Annotated in this window: 14 protein-coding genes and 1 pseudogene; 14 read left to right on the top strand and 1 reads right to left on the bottom strand. The window is 44.3% G+C overall.

From position 1 onward, the window contains the following. Window positions 1-127 precede the first annotated feature (127 nt). From ABGV42_RS07895 to ABGV42_RS07875, 5 genes are all read left to right on the top strand, one after another. The gene (locus ABGV42_RS07895) at window positions 128-2512 is read left to right on the top strand and encodes a polyprenyl synthetase family protein (protein WP_347381180.1); all 2385 of its coding nucleotides are present in this window, start codon (window positions 128-130) and stop codon (window positions 2510-2512) included. A gap of 273 nt (window positions 2513-2785) precedes the next feature. Further along, entirely contained in the window at window positions 2786-5422 is a 2637-nt protein-coding gene (locus ABGV42_RS07890) for a PAS domain S-box protein (protein WP_347381179.1), read from the top strand. Window positions 5423-6054: 632 nt separating this feature from the next. Continuing rightward, complete coding sequence (locus ABGV42_RS07885) at window positions 6055-6786, top strand: Stf0 family sulfotransferase (protein ID WP_347381178.1); 732 nt, start codon at window positions 6055-6057, stop codon at window positions 6784-6786. A gap of 137 nt (window positions 6787-6923) precedes the next feature. Continuing rightward, window positions 6924-8669 carry an ABC transporter ATP-binding protein gene (locus ABGV42_RS07880; protein WP_347381177.1) on the top strand — a complete coding sequence of 582 codons (1746 nt, stop codon included), beginning with the start codon at window positions 6924-6926 and terminating at the stop codon, window positions 8667-8669. Continuing rightward, a complete protein-coding gene (locus ABGV42_RS07875; protein WP_347381176.1) occupies window positions 8666-10435 on the top strand; it encodes an ABC transporter ATP-binding protein in 1770 nt (589 codons plus the stop codon). The genes ABGV42_RS07880 and ABGV42_RS07875 overlap by 4 nt, the downstream gene beginning before the upstream one ends. 101 nt (window positions 10436-10536) lie before the next feature. Here the strand turns inward: ABGV42_RS07875 and cyoE are convergent, their stop codons facing one another. Then, window positions 10537-11466 (bottom strand): heme o synthase, encoded by a 930-nt coding sequence (gene cyoE, locus ABGV42_RS07870; RefSeq protein ID WP_347381175.1) that lies wholly within the window; start codon window positions 11464-11466, stop codon window positions 10537-10539. A gap of 414 nt (window positions 11467-11880) precedes the next feature. Between cyoE and ABGV42_RS07865 the strand changes: the two genes are divergently transcribed. The 9 genes and pseudogenes from ABGV42_RS07865 to ABGV42_RS31860 all read left to right on the top strand — a co-directional run. Further along, window positions 11881-12801, top strand: a complete 921-nt coding sequence (locus ABGV42_RS07865) for an NAD(P)/FAD-dependent oxidoreductase (protein WP_347381174.1) — start codon at window positions 11881-11883, stop codon at window positions 12799-12801. Between the two features lie 364 nt (window positions 12802-13165). Next, a complete protein-coding gene (locus tag ABGV42_RS07860; RefSeq protein WP_347381173.1) occupies window positions 13166-13753 on the top strand; it encodes a TetR/AcrR family transcriptional regulator in 588 nt (195 codons plus the stop codon). A gap of 60 nt (window positions 13754-13813) precedes the next feature. Further along, window positions 13814-15295 (top strand): DHA2 family efflux MFS transporter permease subunit, encoded by a 1482-nt coding sequence (locus ABGV42_RS07855; protein ID WP_347383173.1) that lies wholly within the window; start codon window positions 13814-13816, stop codon window positions 15293-15295. 304 nt (window positions 15296-15599) lie between these two features. After that, the gene (locus ABGV42_RS07850; RefSeq protein ID WP_347381172.1) at window positions 15600-16244 is read left to right on the top strand and encodes a hypothetical protein; all 645 of its coding nucleotides are present in this window, start codon (window positions 15600-15602) and stop codon (window positions 16242-16244) included. Between the two features lie 37 nt (window positions 16245-16281). Next, window positions 16282-17259, top strand: coding sequence for an MBL fold metallo-hydrolase (locus ABGV42_RS07845; RefSeq protein WP_347381171.1), 978 nt, complete (start codon window positions 16282-16284; stop codon window positions 17257-17259). Between the two features lie 819 nt (window positions 17260-18078). Continuing rightward, complete coding sequence (locus ABGV42_RS07840) at window positions 18079-19296, top strand: DNA polymerase IV (protein WP_431523640.1); 1218 nt, start codon at window positions 18079-18081, stop codon at window positions 19294-19296. Beyond that, window positions 19293-19658 (top strand): YolD-like family protein, encoded by a 366-nt coding sequence (locus ABGV42_RS07835; RefSeq protein ID WP_347381169.1) that lies wholly within the window; start codon window positions 19293-19295, stop codon window positions 19656-19658. Before ABGV42_RS07840 ends, ABGV42_RS07835 begins: the two co-directional genes overlap by 4 nt. Beyond that, window positions 19642-20010, top strand: a complete 369-nt coding sequence (locus tag ABGV42_RS07830; protein ID WP_347381168.1) for a hypothetical protein — start codon at window positions 19642-19644, stop codon at window positions 20008-20010. Before ABGV42_RS07835 ends, ABGV42_RS07830 begins: the two co-directional genes overlap by 17 nt. Before the next feature lie 377 nt (window positions 20011-20387). Next, a pseudogene (locus tag ABGV42_RS31860) lies at window positions 20388-20471 on the top strand (IS3 family transposase); the annotation flags it as partial. Window positions 20472-20543 lie beyond the last annotated feature (72 nt).

The following is a 20543-nucleotide window of genomic DNA, read 5'->3' as shown; positions in this document are numbered from 1 at the left end:
TAGGTTATGAACATGAGCTGGCGAATTTGATACAGCATGAATTCCAACAGTTTTCGTCCATGGAGCACCCTCATACTCCTCTCATGGATACATGTTTAACATTAATAGAAGTTGAGGTATCCATCCTATGAATAACGCACTTATAGATCATGCCGAGGCAGGATATCAGTTAGCCGAGCATAAGGCAGCCGAGTATTTTACAACTCTTCATGAGCAGCTAGTAAATAATACTTATACAACGGTTCTTACACAGGATATTCATCTATGGCAAAAGAAACACATTCATCGATTTTCATGGTTACCCTTGATATCACGAAGCAAAAGAAAACCCGATTCCCGGGATGTGTATAGATATATCCACTGGCTTAACGTAACAGGTAAACTGGATGATTACCTGGATCGCAGTATCTCCTATATTTACATGAGAGATCTTGGCAAGGCGCTGGATGCGCCCGAGACGCAGGCCCGCATACAGCGTGTTGCGCAAGATACGAAGAAGTACTTCATGCGTACGGATGGAGCCAAGCGTAAAGAACAGCCCGATTTTATCAGCTTGGCGGCACTGTATCGCTGGGCTCAGAAGGAAAACGTGGAAACTGCCGTAATCTGGCTGATTCAGAAACTTAAGAACGTCGCTTCAAATATTCCGAAGGAGTTGGACGCAGAGCAGGCACAACGCAAGCTTATTAAGATCATTCTTGGTGTTGTTCTGCATGTGAATGATGAATTGGATGAGACGACGCCCATCCCGGAACGCTCGAAGAGATTTGATGCAGCCATCAGATTGGGGTATTCATACGGGTTAACCTATCCATTTATTGACGACCTGTTGGATTCACAGGCACTGACTACGCAGGAGAAGGGACAGTATTCCCTGATGATTCGGGAGGCACTGCTCACAGGAATTGTACCTGACATTGGTGAGTGGGACGGAGAGAACCAGGACGTCATTCGGTATGTTCACTCGGAGCTGCGGGAGGCATTTGAATATATCAAGAATTATCAGCGTCCTGAGATGCAGCGAACCTTTTTCGAGCAATCCTATGTGTTTTTTCAATCCCAGGAGCTGGACCGGGCGAAGAAACTCACCAATGCGAACTATACCAATGAAGAGCTCTATATCCCAATTATTATCAAGTCATCTTCATCGAGGCTCATCGTTCGTTCCGTTCTGAGCGCTTCAGAGGATGAAGGCTTTGATCTCCGCACGTTCTATTATGGCATTTACAATCAACTGGCAGATGATTTTGCTGATATGTTTGACGACATGGAAGAGGGGGCAGTGACCCCATATACGTATTATTTGAAGTACCGGGATCTGCGTCCTGATTTAATTAATCCGTATGAGCTGTACTGGACAGTAATCTCTCACTTGATCCATGGCGTATATGATTCGGATGCGAAGACACGTGAAGTCATATTGGATCGTGCAATTAACGGCCTTAAGCGCAGCAGGGAACGACTGGGCCCAGTGAAATATAATGAAATTATGGACATCTTTGCTTCGGACCAGCCCGAATTTAACCATCTCATTCAACAAATGGTTCGAAAAGCGGATGACGTGGATTTTCTCGATAAGTTGCTTAGAGATCAGGTTATTGTCCATCTGCAAAATGACAAAAAGGAAAAAGAAGATTTTATTCAAACCGTTCGAACGGTTCGTGAGCAGATTAACATGGAAATTCAAATTTCCAAACCGAATGATATTCCGGAAATGAAAGAAACGCTGATTGAAGCAGCCAATTACAGCCTGCAGGGGAGCGGTAAGCGGCTGAGGCCCATTTTAACCTGGGTTATGGGTGTGCGAGAGTATGGGCTGACAGAAGCGTCGATCGTTCCGCTATTAAGATCACTGGAATATATGCATACCGCTTCCCTCATTTTTGATGATCTGCCCACACAGGATAATGCTTCAACCAGGCGGGGGCGTTCAACCTTGCATCAGGTGCATAACAGTGCCACAGCTGAATTGACAGGTCTATTTCTTATCCAGAAAGCCATTGGAGAACAATCCTCACTCAGTCAATTCGATTCCGCAACGGTGCTGAGCCTGATTCGATATTCGGCTGAAAAAGCTGAAGACATGTGTATGGGGCAGGCAATGGACCTGAGCTCCAAAGGGAAAGCATTGACATTGGAGCAGTTGAATATGATCTGTTTCTACAAAACAGGCATTGCCTTTGAGGCAGCACTCGTCATGCCAGCTATTCTGGCACAGGTCAAGGATTCGGAAATCGCCTCCTTGAAGAAATTTGCCTATCATGCGGGCATCGCTTTTCAAATCAAGGATGACCTGCTGGATCTCGAAGGGGATAATCTTGTGCTTGGCAAACCAGCCGGGCAGGATGTACGCAACAACAATTCAACCTTCGTTTCCATACTTGGGGAGAATGGAGCGAAAAAGGCAATGTGGGAACATTATTGTCTCGCAACCGATGCACTTGCCGAAATGCCGAAGCGTATTCCTTTTCTGAAGCATCTGTTGGATTATATTGTTGGGCGCGAGCACTGACAGATTTTACTCAAGGCTCCGGTGCAGCATATGACTTATAATGATACTTAACGACAAAGGTCGGGAATTCCATGTGCATGGAATTCAGGCCTTGTTTGATTTTAGAAGACACAAATCTCTTGAAAAGAGATGTTTCAGCAACTAAAATACTGGGTATTAAGCAGGTATTGTGGTTTTAAACCGACTATTCCTTGTTGAACGGATACTATTCAGTAAACTTTGAAATTTCGACAATCTATCACTTGAGTATATATTTCAAAAGGAGAGCTTAAAATGCAGGTTCAAAAGGTCGACCATCATGAATTGTTCGAGCAGATTTATAATCAAGCACCTATTGGAATTGCACTCGTTGCTCCGTCAGGTCAATGGATGAAAGTAAACCCTTCATTTTGCTGCATGATGGGCTATACCAGTGAGGAGTTAATGAATCTCAGTTACCAGGATATTACCCATCCGGATGACTCCCCGCAGGATGTAATCTATGCTTGCGACTTGTTTGAAGGCAGGTCCAAAGAGTACAAATACGAAAAGCGCTACATCAAAAAAAGTGGTGATGTACTCTGGATTTCATTGCATATATCCTTGGCTCGGGATGAAACAACAGAAGAGCCGTTATATTTCATTTGTCATATCGTAGATATCACGGATCGTAAAATGTCTGAACAAAAACTTCTGCACAGTGAAGAGATGTTCAAACTGATTTCGGATAATGCGCAGGAGATCATCTACATTGCCAATTTCGAAGGGGTTTGCCGATTCTGCTCTCCTTCGGTTCAAGATCTGCTGGGTTACTCTCCAGAAGACATCATTGGGCAGAATAACAATGCATATTTCCATCCGGTAGATCTGGAAGGGATCTCACACATGGATTTGACTAAAGGGAATATGCTGAATGTCAGAGTTCGCCATAAGGATGGACATTATCTATGGTTCGAGACCACATACAAGATTATTGAGGATGCTGAGCAAGAACGGCAGATACTAGCCGTTGGACGAGACATATCTGAACGAAAGAAACATGAAGACATCAGTGCAGAGGCTGAACGCATTGCGATGATTGGCAGTTGGGAATGGGATATGGTCAACGACCAAATTGCCATTTCAGATCAGGTGCATGAGATTTTTGAGCTTGAACGCACACATAAACGCTACCGGGCAAGGGATGTTCTTAGGGTGATGAATCCCGCGGAAGCAGCAGCCTTGCAAGAAAGAATCAGTTGGGTTAAGCAAGGGGAACCCCTTGATTTCGAATACAAACACATACGCTCTGATGGAAGTGAGAAATATCTTCATTTGCGCGGGCTGCTTACGTTTGATGAACATCACCAGCCGGTACAGTTAAATGGCACATTGCAGGACATCACCGAACGGAAACTCATCGAATTTAAGCTGCAGGAATCCGTGGAACGTTACACTTCCCTTAAGAAATACAATCATGATGCCATTATCTCATTTAACATGGACGGCCACATCATGAATGCCAATCCTGTTGCGGTGAAGATGACGGGTTGTCCTGTGGCAGATATGATTGGTACAAGCATAAGCAGGTTTATTGGGGTTGTTAATCTAGGTTTGATCCTACGCAGCAACTACGAGCTGGCTGAAAAGGAAATTAACGCCGTGCGCCACACGGATGGTAGTGAGACAGAAGTGCTCGCTACGCTTGCTCCGATCATTATCAACAAGACCAATGTCGGGTTCTATCTGATTGCAAAAGATATTACGGAACAGAAAAAGCTGCTGGTAGCCAAAGAGACAGCCGAGCGAATGAACAAGGCCAAAAGTGAATTTTTGGCGATGATGAGCCATGAAATTCGTACACCCATGAACGGGGTCATCGGTATGACGGACTTACTTCTGGATACCCCAGGACTTAGCGGGGAGCAAAAGGAATATATTCATATTATTCAGAAGAGCGGAGATTCCTTATTGGCCATCATTAATGACATTCTGGATTTCTCGAAAATTGAATCAGGTAAAACCGATCTGGTAGACGATCCTTTTGATCTTGGAGAAATCGTGACAGAGACCGTGCAGATCGTGAAACCACTTGCTCGTGAAAAGGAGCTTGATATTCGTTTATGTCTGGATGAGGCCATCCCGACTCCGCTCTATGGCGATGCTTACCGTTTGAAACAAGTACTTACCAACATCATCGGCAATGCGGTCAAATTTACGCCAGAGGGCAGCGTGGAAATTGAAGTCGGGGTTAAGGAGCAGTGCAGCAATACTATGCTTCTGCATTTTAAGGTGAAGGATTCGGGTATAGGGATTCCAGCAGAGAAAAGACAGCAATTGTTTGAGCCGTTCTACCAGTTGGATAACTTTATGACCCGTAAACCTCAAGGGACCGGTCTGGGGCTGGCAATCAGCAAGAAGCTGGTAGAGTTAATGCAGGGTGATATCTGGATCGAGGAATCGGATGAACCTGGTACAACATTTATTTTTACAGCCTCTTTCAAATTAAACAACGATGAAAGTGGCAACTCTTTTGATCAACTTCAAAAAAAGAACAGAAGTACTCCCCTACGCATTCTGATTGCGGAAGACAATGAGGTCAATCAGCTTGTCCTTAGCCGGATGATTGAGAAAAAGGGACATTTTGTAGATCATGTCGTGGACGGCGTGGAGGCTGTTGAAGCTGTCAAACGCAATGCATATGATATCGTATTTATGGATGTGCATATGCCGCGGCTTGATGGATTTGAAGCAACCAAAGCAATTAAGGAACTTGTGGACCCTGAAGCATGCCCATACATTATCGCGGTTACTGCAAATGCCGTAAGAGGGGACATGGATAATTGCTTGAAGGCCGGCATGGATGCCTATGTAAGCAAACCTATTAAAAGCGAGTCGATTATGCAAGTGATGGAGACGTTTTACATTAAGAAACAAATCCATCGTTCGTGATTTGTCTAAAAAAATGTTGACGCCGCTACTTATTATAGATAAGTTAGCGGTTTTTTTTGGTGTCCTTACCAGCGTCTTTTTTTGAGAAACGGCAACTTTCAATGGTTAGATAACGTTAACTATTCCAGGAAGAATGGATACGTTTGTGTTCAGAACGATTCCTAATCTGGGGGATGATCGTTAATCTGAACGCATATGATGATCAATATGTAGGAAATAACAGTTCAGTAAAAATGTTCTTGACGTTATAGGGTTGAGCGAATACAATAAACAACAAATATGTGTAACGGGTGGGTAGATAACGATGTTCATGCCATTAGGGGATTTGAGATCAATAACTGAATAAGCATGTGCATAGGTACTGCCCGAAGGAATAATGTCAGCGTGTGGACAGTCGTGCTTGTGCAGCCCCTGTTGTGGACGCTATTCATTATTGCGATGCAGAGGAGAAATCCGGGAAACGATTTTGATTTCATATGGTTCTCTTGTTGATACAAAGCTGTAGATGAACATCAGTTCATCTATGGCTTTTTTGCATGCATTCCGCCCATTGGTTCACATGGAAAGGAGATCTTATAGGCTATTAGCTTCTATTCATTTTATATCCTGAGGGAAGAAAGAGAGGTAAACGTATGAAGCAACCATCTCAAAGTTATACGATTTGGTTTTCCCAACGCACAGGCAGTACACTGCTCAGTGAAGCATTAAGTTCAACAGGCATAGCAGGCAAACCCGGTGAATGGCTGCATTTTCAACAGAAGAGTCCAGAAACATTGAAATGTGCAGATCTGGAGCAGATCTGGGAGATGGGAACAACGCCGAATGGCGTATTCGGTATCAAGATCAATTTTGAACAACGTTGGATCGATGCCATTCGCTGCCTGTATCACTTGCCACCCGAAACGCCGAGGGCGGAAGTATGGAGTACCGGTTTCCCTAACTGCACGAAGCATATTTACATGACACGTCGGAACAAAGTGAGATTGGCTGTGTCCTGGTGGCGGGCCATTGTTTCAGGTGAGTGGCATCGACAGCATGGTGCTCAGGCTGGACAGCAAAATATTGCAGACCAATACCATTTTGATGCTATTAAACATCTGCTTGTTGAGAGCAGTATGTGTGAAGCTGCAATAGAAGATTTTCTTTCTGAGTCGGGCATCGTTCCTTTAACGATTGTATACGAGGATTTTATACAACATTACGAGGAGACCGTCCGGGAGGTGCTGGAGTACTTGGATGTTTCATCTGTTGACGTTACCATTTCGCCTCCGGCTTTTGACCCCATTGCAGACGAGATATCCGAGCAATGGGTACAACGGTTCCGGGAAGATTGCCAGAAGGGTTGGGAAAACACAAGATGGTAAAAAATCATGTTGAAAAAGATGTTCGGGTTCAGAATAGGGTTGTTTATGCTGTGCTGCATGATTCGTCTTAGCCATGAAAAGCAAGATGACCAGTTCATTGAAAAAAGAATTTAAATAGACGTAAAGGGGTGGGCAGCATGCCTAAACATGAAAAAAGGTCCATGACCTGGCTCTTGCGTTACCTGAAACCTGTAAAAGGGCGGCTTGTTTTGCTGCTGGTGATGCTGCTGACTTCGACCGGCCTACAGCTGCTGAATCCGCAGATCATCAAGCGGTTTATCGATACAGCCGCTAGTGGCGGAATGCTCACAAGTCTGATTCAGCTCTCAGGCATCTTTCTGGTCGTTGCTGTATGTAATCAGTTGATCACGGTGGCGGTCAGTTATTTTGGAAATGATGTATCGTGGCGGGCAACCAACCAGCTGCGGGGAGATCTGCTGAAACATTGTCTTCATTTGGATATGCGTTTCCACAATGTGAAAACACCCGGGGAGATGATTGAACGTGTCGATGGAGATGTAACGAGCATTTCAAACTTCTTCGCCATGTTTATTGTTCAGGTTATCGGGAGTTTTGTATTGCTTGCCGGCATACTTGGGTTTATGTTCACAGTGAATTTACCCATTGCAATCGTCATGACCGTGTTTACGTTATTATCGATTTTATTTATGGTATTTATCCGTAACCTTGGCGTACAATCTTCCAAAAATGAGCGTGAAGCAAGTGCATCCCTGTTCGGCATGATCGAAGAGCGTATTGCCGGAATTGAGGATGTACAGGCGAACGGGCACGTGCCGTATGTTATGAATCGGTTCTACAAATTAATGCGGACTGTATTCCTGAAAGGCCGGAGAGCCTGGATGCTCCGCGTAATTCCGTGGAATACCACCGTAATTTTGTTTGCCATTGCTGTTACAGCAGTCCTCTTGCTGGGGGTTCATTATTTTATGCAAGGGGCAATCAGCCTTGGTACCTTATTTCTGATCTATCAATATACCCAGATGCTGAATGATCCGATTGAGATGCTGGGCGATCAGGTGCAGGAGTTTCAAAAAGCGAAATCCGGTATGCTTCGTTCGAGGGAGCTGCTTGCTCTGAGCAGCGAAATCAAAGACGGAGATGAAGATCAGCTGCCCGATGGAGCGCTTGGTCTGGAATTTGAACATGTACACTTTAGCTATAACCACGATAAGCCTGTTTTACGGGATATCAACTTTGAGATTAAGCCTGGACAGAGGCTTGGTATTATCGGTCGCACAGGCAGCGGGAAGTCAAGTCTGAGTCGGGTACTGCTTCGTTTGTATAATCTGGATCACGGTGTTATCCGCGTTGGCGGCAAGGATATTTCCGAGCTTAGCATGAAGGCGCTATACAGACGGGTAGGCATGGTTACGCAGGATGTTCAGCTGTTCGATGGCACGCTGCGGGATAACCTGACGCTGTTCAATCCAGAGGTGTCGGATGACATGATTCTGGAAACGACGGAACGGCTTGGTCTGCGTCAATGGATTGATACCCAGCCAGGAGGGCTGGATACTCATTTGACTGCGGGTGGTTCGTCCTTGTCCGCTGGGGAAGCGCAGTTGTTTGCCTTAACCCGAGTATTTCTGACCGAGCCGAGTCTGGTCATTCTAGATGAACCATCCTCACGTCTGGATGCGGCTACAGAACAGTTGCTCCAGTCGGCTGTTAACCAGTTGATGAAACAATGCACCGGAATTATTATTGCCCATCGCCTGGCTACGCTTGAACAGGTAGACCAGATCATGGTACTCGGAGATGGCCGGATATTGGAATTTGGTGTTAGGGAAGAACTGGCCAATAATCCAAATTCACATTATGCACGGCTGCGAATGACTGGCAGAGAGGAGGAACTTGCATGAATGTAGCAGGATTTATTGGACGGCTGTTTCGGTTCAGATCTGTATTATTCATGATTAACGGCTTGTTGTGGTGCATATTTCACTCTTTGCCATTAGCTATTGGCATTGGGATGCAGTGGTTTTTTGACCGGGCCACGATCGGCTCCAGTGATTACCTCTGGCTGGCAGTTCCGCTAATATTTATTGCACTAATAAGGTTAGCCAGAGTGGGAACATTCTTCGCCGCTTTCTATGCATGGATTACATATGTCTTTCACATTCAGGCCATTCTTCGTACCAATATGCTGGCTGGCATTATGCGCTGGCCTGGGCGTAACCTTCCGGCTTCACCCGGAGAAGCGATGAGTCGCTTTCGTGATGATGTGGACGAAGTTGTCGAGTATGTTGAATCCTGGGTAGACTTCTGGGGAAGGCTCGTATTTGCGATTGTATCCATCGCCATTATGGCGAGCATCAACTGGAAAATCACACTGGTTGCTGTTATGCCATTACTTGTGGTCACTCTGCTTAATAATCTGTCAGGGAATCGCGCGCGTAAATATGCCCAGAAAAATCGGGAAGCGACAGGGCGTATTACCAGTTTTATTGCAGAAACATTTGGTGCTGTGCAGGCTTTGAAACTGGGGCAGGCGGAGCAGCATGTTTCGGCACGGTTTAATCAACTGAATGAGGATCGACGTCAAGCAGCGTTGCGGGATAATCTGTTCAAACAGTGGATGAGATCCCTGAATCAGCATGTGCTCAGTATCTGTACGGGGCTAATCCTGTTGATGTGTGCAGCCGAAATGAGAACCGGACAATTCACGGTAGGTGACTTTGCCTTGTTTACATCGTATCTTGCAAATATAGGCTTTAGCATTTCCTTATTTGGGTACATGGTATTCCAGCATAAACGGCTTAAGGTCTCCTTTGACCGCATGCGAAAGCTGTTTCGTCCTGGTGAGGAAGATTGCATTATCGAATCCAGACAGATCTATCTGTATGAGGACCCGCCGGAACCAGTTGAATTACAGAGAGGCAAGGATGATAAACTTAGGGAACTGGAAGTCAGCAATCTGACATACCAATATCCTAATTCTCTAAATGGGATTCAAAAAATTAACCTCAGGCTGAAACGCGGACAATTTATTGTGATTACCGGACGAATCGGATCGGGGAAATCAACGCTGGTGAGAACACTGCTTGGATTATTGCCGAAACAGGAGGGGTGTATTCGATGGAACGGGGAAGAGGTTGATCCGGCGACCTTCTTGATGCCGCCTCGTGCGGCTTACACTCCCCAGGTCCCCCGATTGTTCAGTGATACATTGAAGGAAAACATTGTACAAGGCAAAAAGGGCAGAGTAGGCGAATCGCTCGCGCGTGCCATTCGCCTTGCTGTTATGAAAAAGGATATTGAACATCTCGGTCAGGGACTGGAGACAGCCGTTGGTCCAAGAGGTGTAATGCTGTCAGGTGGACAGATTCAGCGTGCAGCTACGGCACGGATGCTAATGACTGAAGCGGATCTGTTTATCTTCGATGATCTGTCCAGTGCACTGGATGTGGAAACGGAACAGCTGGTATGGGAAGGGTTATCCAACGAGCAAAATGTGACATGTATTGCTGTTTCACACCGACGCGCAGCACTTGCCAAGGCTGATCATATCATTGTATTAAAAGAAGGACGAATAGAAGCCGAAGGAAGCCTGAACGAGCTGCTTGCGACCAATGAAGAAATGCAATTGCTATGGCAGGGAGAGCAGGCACCTGTGAAAGTGGGATGAATTCCGAATAAACAATAAACAAGCCGTACAGTGTAACTCTCAATAAGAGTTTATCTGTACGGCTTGTTCTTGTTGTATTCATGATTGATTGTTTATTCTCTTTATCTGAGCAGCTGCGCAATCAGGGAATAGGCGATGATCACCAGAAAAACAATCGTGATGTGATTAATGGAGAAAATGAACATTTTATGTGACCATTTCTTGGTTTCTTGGCGATCAAAGGTTGCCACGCTAAGAATGAGCCATGCCAAGCTGACCAAGAAGGCTACAATCGCCACAAACGGGCTCAGCGGCCAGAATAAAAAGCTGGAGAGCAGTAACAATACCAGATAGACATTCGTTTGAATATACGTGCGTCTGATGCCTTTAACGACAGGAAGCATGGGGACACCAGCAGCCTTATATTCGTCAAATCGGCGGATCGCAATACCGTAGAAGTGTGGCATCTGCCATAAGAGCATGGTAACCACCAAAGCCCAGATTTCAAAATGTCCGAGTTCAGGTGAGATTGCTGCCCAACCAATCAGCGGAGGAACGGCGCCGGACAAGCTGCCTACTTCTGTATTGTATATCGTAGTACGTTTCGTCCACATGGTATATGGGAACACATAAAGCAGTAACCCCAGGATACCAAATACTGCTGCTGAAGGTGAGGCAATATACAATAGAATGCCCCCAAGCACCGTAATGGTGATCCCCAGAATCAGTCCGGTCTTGGTATCGACCTGACCCGTAACGGTCGGACGCGTTCTTGTGCGTTCCATAATGGCGTCAATATCCCGATCGTACAAGTTGTTGAACACGCCAGCAGCCCCGATGATCAGGGAGGAACCGATTACAGACAGTATGATCGGCACAATGTTGGCTATGAATGATGCATCAAATACATACAATGCTAGACACAAACCAGCGAGCATGGCGATCAGATTGGACTTGATGATTCCGACTTTGATCGTATCGAAGAATACTTTCGGAATGGAGCTATACTCTAGTTCAATTTTGGGTTGAGAACCCTTATTCAATGTTTTCAAATGCTCACTTCCTATATCTATACTTATATATCTCGTACCTTATTATAGCATTTAGTTTACTATGTGAATTAAAACACGTTTTAGTTTAAAAATACTGTCAATTGATTGTGAACAATTTAAAAACAAGGTTTTTTTTAATTGTTAAAATTGAATTTCTGTGCTACAGAAGTCATGAAAAAAACAAAAATACGATAAAAAATGTGAAAAATATGCTTGCGTATTTGGAAGTGAGGGTTTATTGTAGACATAAGGGATCTTTAATTGATTTTAATTGATTTTAATTTCAGTCTCTTTATTATAGCCTATCTGGTTTGTTGTTGTCAGGTTAGATTGTTTTAATCGATATGGTATGAAGAGAAGGACCATTTTTTTAAGTTAATTAAAGACTTTAAGTATCTGGAAAGGATGTTTAAAATGAAGAAAGTAGTAGATGTAATTATTATAGGCGGGGGACCATCCGGTTTAAATGCTGCACTGGTACTCGGAAGAGCCAGAAAAGATGTTGTAGTTATCGATGATGGGCGACCGCGTAATAAAGTGACTCGTGAAACTCACGGTTTCTTGACAAGAGACGGTGCAACACCAAGTGAATTTCGCCAAATTGCCAAAGAGCAGATCCTCGCCTATCCTTCTGTACATATCATGGAGGACACAGCTGCTGCCGTCACAGGAACGGAAGGTTCATTTGAAGTGACAACGGCAGAAGGCCAGGTAGTAATAGGTAGGAAGCTTCTTTTTGCAGTCGGTAAAAAAGACCAGCCTCTCGACATTCCCGGACTGTCCGAGGTATATGGCAAGAGTGCCTTTGTATGCCCGTACTGTGATGGCTGGGAGTTAAGGGATCAATCACTTGGCATCATCGTGAGTGGCGACAGAGCTGTACACATGGCCAAAATAATATCGGGTTGGACGAACCGATTCACGATATGCACGAATGGACCGGATGGATTGACGGATGAACAGCGGGAAGAGTTGAAGCTGCATCAGGTGCCTGTAATGGACTCACCTATTCAGTCCATTGAATCGGAGGACGGAATGGTTCGGCAAATTGTGCTGGAAGACGGCAATAAAGTGGAGTGTACAGGCATTTTCTTTGCACCCAAGCTTGTTATCGGTTCGGATCTGGCTCAAAAACTGGGATGTGAAGTAACCGAGTCGGGGACAGTTATTGTGGATGAGTTCGCCAAAACGTCCGTACCCGGTGTCTTTAGTTCGGGAGATGCTGCATCGGAGATGTATCAGGCGATCACGGCTGCGTCCCTGGGCGCGTTGGCGGCAGTTAGCATGAATAGCGAGCTGAACGCCGAGGCTTGGAATAATGCAGGCAAGTTATAAATGCTGTAAGAGAATAGAGGTAGGTCTGATTTTGTTCTCAATCAAATGAAATCATGGCTTAGGCGGCTTCAAGCTGAGGGATGGTATGTACAGGACGTGTGGGCAAGTAAGCGGAATGTTGATGTTTCAGAGATTGTATACGAGCAGTCATACTAGATTCAGAGATCAAGGCGGCGATAAGCCGTCTTTTTATATTCTTAGGGATGATCAAGTCATTTTGCTGCTCCATCCATGTTTAATATGAAGAGAATAAACTGTTAACGTTTTCATAACATTTATTTGATAAAGTTATTGACAGTACTACTGGAAACGGGTTTAATTATGTAGACCGATTGTTATAATTCAGATTAAGGAAGTGGCTCCATTGAGTGAAAAGTCTAATGCTAAAGAACAAATCGTCAGCACAGCGGCAAGACTGTTTTTTTCACAAGGATATCATGCGACCGGTCTTAATCAGATTATTAAGGAGAGTAGTACGCCTAAAGGATCGTTATATCATTATTTTCCGCACGGCAAGGAAGAGCTCGCACACGAGTGCATCCAGAAAGCCAATGAACACATCATGCAGAAATTCGAGGATACCTTTGCAGCTCATGAGAGTACTGGGGATGCCATTCAGCGATTTATTCATGACATGGCTGATGAAACGGAAGCGGCTGGTTTCACGGGTTTTCTGCCATTCAGCTTTTGGGCAGCCGTGGAGACTTCCTGTATCAGTCATCAACTGCGTGTGGCATGTCAGGGTGTATTCGCTAATTGGCAGAACATCATTACGAAACATCTGATGATGGAGGGCGTTGGTGAGGAGAAAGCACGAGAAACGGGTCTTTTGGTCATCTCTTTAATGGAGGGAGCACTGATTATCAGTCTGACCAATCAGGATAAACAGCCTCTGCTGACGGCTGCTGATTATTTGTCGATTGTGGCTAAGAATGCAAGAGGGCTTCATTAGGTCTGCACAAAGAGAGAAACAGATATAATGTTTGAGGAGGATGGGATCGTGGAGGTTTCCATGAAAGCTGGTTCTGTACAGGACCAACAAGAAACAAAGCAATATAAAGTACTACCCATATTATTCGCGATGCTATTGAGCGGATTCATTGGTCTGTTCGGTGAAACGGCACTTAATGTGGCATTGACACCGCTGATGACCTTGCTCGAGGTTGGACCTACTACGATTCAATGGTTGACGACAGGTTATCTGCTCGTATTGGGTATTTTGGTGCCGGTTTCCGGTATGTTGTTACAATGGTTTACAACGAGACAGTTGTTTACAACTTCTCTGATTTTTTCGATAGCGGGAACGATCGTTGCTGCAATTGCACCAAGTTTTGAAATTTTGCTGGTTGCACGGGTATTGCAGGCTGTAGGTACAGCTCTCTTGCTGCCACTGATGTTTAATACCATTTTGGTTATTTTCCCGATTGAAAAACGTGGTGCTGCCATGGGATTAATCGGTCTCGTAATCATGTTTGCTCCAGCGAGTGGTCCGAGTATTTCCGGATTGATTTTGGCTAATCTGAGCTGGCACTGGATTTTCTGGATTTCATTGCCGTTCTTCATTATCTCGCTGGTGTGCGGCTTGTTGTTCTTACCGAATATTTCGAAACTGACCAAGCCCAAAATTGATGTTATTTCCATTATATTGTCTACCCTCGGTTTCGGCGGTATTGTATATGGATTCAGCAGTGCGGGTGGACATGGTGATACAGGCGGAGGCTGGACCAGTCCGGTCGTGGTAGTAACTCTGGTTGTCGGGGTAGTGTCTTTGCTGCTGTTCAGCATCCGCCAGTTACGAATGAAGCAGCCAATGATGGATCTGCGCGCATTCAAATATCCGATGTTTACGATCGGCTTGATCCTGATCTTCATCTGTATGATGATGATGTTGTCTTCGATGCTGATCCTTCCAATGTATCTGCAGCAAGGTATGGCCGTTACAGCACTGACAGCAGGTCTGGTTTTGCTGCCGGGCAGCTTGCTGAACGGATTCTTGTCTCCGGTTATGGGACGTTTGTTTGATAAATTTGGTCCAAAATGGCTCGTTATCATTGGACTGGCAATCGTGGCCGTTGTTCTGTTCATGTACACAGGCATTACGCCGACAACGGCTTTGGGTACAATCATTACAATGCATGTGTTCATGATGATCGGGATTTCGATGATTATGATGCCTGCTCAAACGAACGGTCTGAATCAGCTGCCGCCTGAGTACTATCCTCACGGAACGGCAATCATGAATACATTGCAGCAAGTATCCGGTGCGATTGGTACTGCGGTTGCCGTAAGTATTTTGAGTGCGGGTCAGACTCGCTTCCTGAGCAATGTATCTAACCCGGAAAGCCCGGAAAACCAGCTCGCAGGTTTCACGTCAGGGGTACAGAATGCATTTGTCTTTGCACTGGTTCTTGCGGTGATCGGCCTGGTGATCTCATTCTTCGTTAAACGGGTGAAGGTTGGATCTCAACAGGGCCAACAAGGTCCTATGCATTAATTTATATCATTTATGATGAAACGATGTTCTTTCAGCTGTTGCTGGGAGACATCGTTTTTTTTTGTTTTTTTGTCACCTTGACATGAAACGGGTTTCATCAATTAGAGTGGAAAAAAGTCAGTGCGACAAAAGTCACATTGACGAAGTTGAAAGCAAATAGTTCATGTTCTGGCGAAATTGGATATGTTCAACTTCTATATTAGAGACAATAATAGTGAAGTGATGTAAATCTCATCACTATTATCACATATCACATAATAGAAAACGTTTTAGTTTTGAATATGGACATGAGGAGAACTCTTTTATGAAAATCATTCAACCGCTGGCACCACATATGGAGGATATGCTAACGCGTTATGAACAGAACGGGCACCTAAACATGCAGGCTTCGCTGTTGGGAAAACAGTCTGTTGTCTATAAAGTACAGGAATACTGTCTCAAAGTGTATACCAAGCGTGGGAAGCTCGGTGGAGAACTCGAGTGCGAAGCGATCATGTCTATGCAAGGCAACCGGCATGTCCCCAAACTATATGCCTATTCTCCGGGACATTTTATCTTGACCGAATGGATTGATGGATATAATCTGAGACTGTATCGAAAGTATTATGGGCATATCCCATGCAACCTGATTTACGATATGTTATATTCCGAACTCCAGCAGATTCAGTCTGGGTATCGGGATTGGGATGTTATACGGTACGAAAATTTGCTCTGGACGGGCAAGGGAGATGTCAAAAGAACCGATTTTTGGCTATGTGAGCCTGTCGGTCCCGAGCAAGAGCGTATGGAACAAGCAATGATCCGTAAGATCAATAGAGTTCGCGCTGGTGATGCAGCTGAAGTGGAGGAATTGCAGAATTATATGTACCGGCACGGACTTACAGTTTCAGAAGTTCGGCAAGCGCTGGAGCAATTTCAATCCCGGCTTTATGAATCCATCATTTCATAGTGAGCCAGCGCCATTATGAAGAACAGAAGGTAATAAGATGACCAAATACGAAAACCAGATTCCAACATCGATGAATATGAGTTTAAGGGCAATGCTGAGCATGCTTCGGGATTCCCTTAAGGGTGGTCAGGAACGAAGACCTTGGAGTCATATTCCGATGGTGAAGAGCGAGTTTGACGAAAAGCTAAACGCTGCTCATCATCCACAAGTGACATGGTTCGGACATTCGGCTTTTCTGCTTGAAGTGGAAGGAACAAGATTGCTTTTTGATCCCATGCTGGGTAACCGTCCATCGCCTGTATCATGGGTGGGTACGAAGCGCTACAACGTGAATTTACCAGTTCAGCCGGAAGATCTCCCGCTCCTGGACGCCATCATCTTGTCTCATGATCATTATGATCATCTGGATTACTCCTCCATCCGAAGGTTAATGAATAAAACTGATCGGTTTATCGTACCGATTGGCGTACGCCGGCGTTTGATTCAAATGGGTGTACCTTCGCATAAAATTACTGAGCATGGCTGGTGGGATGAGCTTCAATTCAAGGGCCTGACACTAGCCTGCACGCCTGCAAGGCATTTTTCCGGGAGAGGACTATTCGATCGTAACTCCACGTTATGGTGCTCATGGGTGATCTCCGGAGATGAGACTAAGGTGTTTTTTAGTGGAGACAGTGGGTATGGACCGCACTTCAAGGAGATCGGAGACAAGTATGGGCCATTTGACTTGACGATGATGGAATGCGGACAATATGACGAACGGTGGGCCAACATTCATATGATGCCGGAAGAAACCGTACAAGCCCATCTTGATGTAAAAGGAAAACTGCTCATCCCCATTCATTGGGGAGCATTTACCCTTGCCTACCATGCTTGGACGGATCCGGTTGAACGGATTACCCAGGCAGCAAGCAGCGCAAATGTCGATATCGCGACTCCGAAAATTGGAGAAAAGGTGCAGATCCATACCGGGGTTTATCCAACTGAACCATGGTGGAGATCAAGCATAAGATAATCATACAGCGTTCAACTCAGCAATGGAGTGGACGCTTTTTGTTTATTTTAACATCGAAACTGCGCTGTAAATTAAGAGAATGCCCATAGCCATATTAAACGGGCGCTCATATCTCACGAGAAAACTCTGAAATAATATCCCGCATAACGCCCATGTCATATTGGCACTAATCCCTACAATGGTTAACAATACAGAGAATACAATCATTTGAGTATGTGACTGGGCAAGCGGCAAGACAAACACCGAGATTGCGGTTAACCCATACAAAATGACTTGGGATTAATGAACTGCAAAGTAAAGCCAAATAGAAATGAATGCGGGTTGGTGCGGGTGTCTTCTGCATTTTTGGATGTACTATGCATGATTTTGAACGCCAGATAGATCAAGTAGATACATCCCAACATATTCAAAACAGGCCTGATTCTCGGAATATACTGTTGTAGAATAAGATTGAAATAACTGGATAGCCGCATGGTTTACATGAACACTGGAGCTTCGGAGAACCGATTAAGCATGGTTATTCATTATCCCAAGTAAATCGGTTTCGATTTATTGACCTCTTTACTAAGATAATTGAATGATGTATTTGCAAATAGACAAGTGAATTTAGTGAACGCCTAAACTAAAGACCTTGAGGGTTACCCTCAAGGTCTTTAGTAATAAGTCATCGTTTTTTTTATGTTGAGCATGATCTTATCTCGGATAATTATAAATATTTACCTCTTGCATAAAGAACATACGTTCGGTCTATAATATATAGAAACATACGTTCTCAAAAAGTACAGGAGTGATTTCATTGTGACTAAGCAGCGAACCATTATGCTCATTGATATGCAGAGCTTTTATGCTTCAGTCGAAAAGGCAAAAATGCCTCAATACAAAAATAGACCGTTAGCCGTCGCAGGAGATCCGAAAAGACGTTCTGGAATTATCCTTGCCGCTTGTCCGTTGGCCAAAGCTAAAGGCGTATCTACCGCGGAACCACTCTGGCAGTCCCTTCAAAAGTGCCCTGAACTGATCATTGTTAAACCTCACATGCAAGAATACATCGAAGTATCCACGCAAATCATGTCCATTGTTGAGGAGTTTACCGATCTCGTCGAACCGTATAGTATAGACGAATTATTCGCTGATTTTACGGGGTCTATGCATCTATTCGGTAATGATCCAGTCGATTTAGCGAAGCAAATTCAAGACAAGATCTATAATGAAACAGGCGTTTACGCGAGAGCTGGCATTGGTGAAAACAAAATCATCAGTAAATTGTGCTGCGATATGATTGCTAAAAAAGCTGAGGGCGGCATTTTCCACTTAAAGAAAGAGGAGTTACACCTCCACATTGGAGATAAGCCCATTCGAGATATGTGGGGCATTGGCTCAAGAATGGAGAAACATCTGTGGAAGATGGGCATCCGTACGATTAGAGACCTGGCGAATACGCCTCTTTCTAAATTAAGAAGTAAGTGGGGCGTTAATGGAGAAGTCATCTGGCGAGTCGCAAATGGACTCGACAATTCGCCGGTAACCGTCAATACGCATAGTACACAAAAGGATATCGGAAACGGAATGACCCTGCCTAGAGACTACACAGAGGCATGGGAGATCGAAGTGGTGATCCTCGATATCTGTACAGAAGTGTGCAGAAGAGCCCGTAAAAAGGGACTGATGGGTAGTGTCGTTTCCGTGAGTGTGTCTGGAGCGGATTTCGACCATCCAACTGGTTTTCACAGGCAGGTTAAACTGACTGATCCTACAAACATAACCGTTGATGTATGCAAGATAGCCAAACGCATATTCCATCAACACTGGGATGGGCAACCTGTGCGCCGTGTAGGCGTATCCCTTTCTCAATTATCCAACGCGGATACATATCAACTATCTTTCTTTGATGATCAGGAGCAGAAGAGGGCCATTGATCAGGTGATGGACGACATCAAGGATCGATTTGGCGACATTGCCATTCTACGAGCGAGCTCCATTACGGCTGCCGGTCAAGCGATCGATAGAGCATCTAAAATTGGAGGGCATTACAAATGAGCAAAAAACTTGAAGCCAATGGATTATGGGAATCGAGTCGCATGATGCTTCCACAACATAAAGAACGAATTATACAGCATCGTACTCAAATTCATTATCAAGCGAAACCGCTGATCCATGAAGATGAGTGGGAGATGATTGCTCAAAATGTAGATATGTCGCTCAACTATACGTTGCAAGCCACGATTGAAGTGTTTAATGAGTCGGGCAATCGGTATATACATGGGATCGTTACTTCAGTCAGTACCTTTGGAAAGAAAATCAAAATTGAAATGGATCATGGATTTGAATGGGTCGATTTTGATCAATTGGTCGCTGTGAAACTTGATGAAGGAGGGGCGTACGGTGAGACAGACTTCTGAGGAGCTTGCACTTGTGAAGAGACTGGTAGAGCTCCCCTATCTGTTAAGTGCTCTGGAGGTAGATAAGCATAAAATATACGCTTCAAACTTTAAAATGAAATCTGTGTATGTTGACTACCTGGATGGTACCCAAAAGAAAATTGCTTTAGAGATGTACAATTCGAAACAAAATTTAAAGGAACATCATATAAAAATCATCGATGAACAGAGATCTGAGCTGAGTTTAACAGTTAACTATTCCGTAAGAGGTTACATTCATAAAATGACATTATCATGGAGCAAAGTGAAAGTGGATGTAACCTTAATGCTGACTGAACATATGAACGTTGATATTACTGATTTGCCCAAATAAACATAGAGTCAGAGGGAGCATACCGTATATAACTGCATAGAGTGGTTAGAATACATTTATAACCATTGTTTTCTTCTCCCAAATGGGTAAACCGACCTTTGAAGTTGAAGGGTCGGTATTTTTTTATCTCTACGTTAAAACAAAAGTTAGAAGAAAAGAAGAGTAATACCTCAGTGGCTACTAGAAAGCAGTTTCCCTACGTTGGTTTATTTGTTTCCCTGAGAATGGATGCAGTATACACAACGGGGCAGGGTACTAATGTTAATTGAAATTTATAGGAGAATTATTAGAATACATATCATTTAGGAGATCACTAGTCGTGAAAGTAGAGGTGATCTTAATCTCACTGAACTTATCAACGTAGATATATGGCATTATACTACAGTCACAAACGTATCAAGTCAAAATTAAAAGGCATGAGCCCGGTACAATACCGAGAACATGCCAAACAAGCCGCTTAAAAATTTTTGTCTAACTTTCAGTTCTAAGGTTGGCTGCTTTAGGTGGTATCATTTTGAATTAATTCAGATATT

Origin of the sequence: Paenibacillus pabuli (assembly GCF_039831995.1) — a bacterium.
Classification (GTDB): Bacteria; Bacillota; Bacilli; order Paenibacillales; family Paenibacillaceae; genus Paenibacillus; species Paenibacillus pabuli_C.
This window is presented reverse-complemented; position numbering and strand designations above follow the sequence as displayed.

What these genes read in the sequence shown, in the direction of transcription:
- ABGV42_RS07855 (WP_347383173.1), top strand. Translation starts at nt 13,814, where the DNA reads ATGAAAGCTGGTTCTGTACAGGACCAACAAGAAACAAAGCAATATAAA.
- ABGV42_RS07835 (WP_347381169.1), top strand. Translation starts at nt 19,293, where the DNA reads ATGAGCAAAAAACTTGAAGCCAATGGATTATGGGAATCGAGTCGCATG.
- ABGV42_RS07865 (WP_347381174.1), top strand. Translation starts at nt 11,881, where the DNA reads ATGAAGAAAGTAGTAGATGTAATTATTATAGGCGGGGGACCATCCGGT.
- ABGV42_RS07840 (WP_431523640.1), top strand. Translation starts at nt 18,079, where the DNA reads ATGCTCATTGATATGCAGAGCTTTTATGCTTCAGTCGAAAAGGCAAAA.
- ABGV42_RS07875 (WP_347381176.1), top strand. Translation starts at nt 8,666, where the DNA reads ATGAATGTAGCAGGATTTATTGGACGGCTGTTTCGGTTCAGATCTGTA.
- ABGV42_RS07895 (WP_347381180.1), top strand. Translation starts at nt 128, where the DNA reads ATGAATAACGCACTTATAGATCATGCCGAGGCAGGATATCAGTTAGCC.
- ABGV42_RS07845 (WP_347381171.1), top strand. Translation starts at nt 16,282, where the DNA reads ATGACCAAATACGAAAACCAGATTCCAACATCGATGAATATGAGTTTA.
- ABGV42_RS07885 (WP_347381178.1), top strand. Translation starts at nt 6,055, where the DNA reads ATGAAGCAACCATCTCAAAGTTATACGATTTGGTTTTCCCAACGCACA.
- ABGV42_RS07880 (WP_347381177.1), top strand. Translation starts at nt 6,924, where the DNA reads ATGCCTAAACATGAAAAAAGGTCCATGACCTGGCTCTTGCGTTACCTG.
- ABGV42_RS07890 (WP_347381179.1), top strand. Translation starts at nt 2,786, where the DNA reads ATGCAGGTTCAAAAGGTCGACCATCATGAATTGTTCGAGCAGATTTAT.
- ABGV42_RS07850 (WP_347381172.1), top strand. Translation starts at nt 15,600, where the DNA reads ATGAAAATCATTCAACCGCTGGCACCACATATGGAGGATATGCTAACG.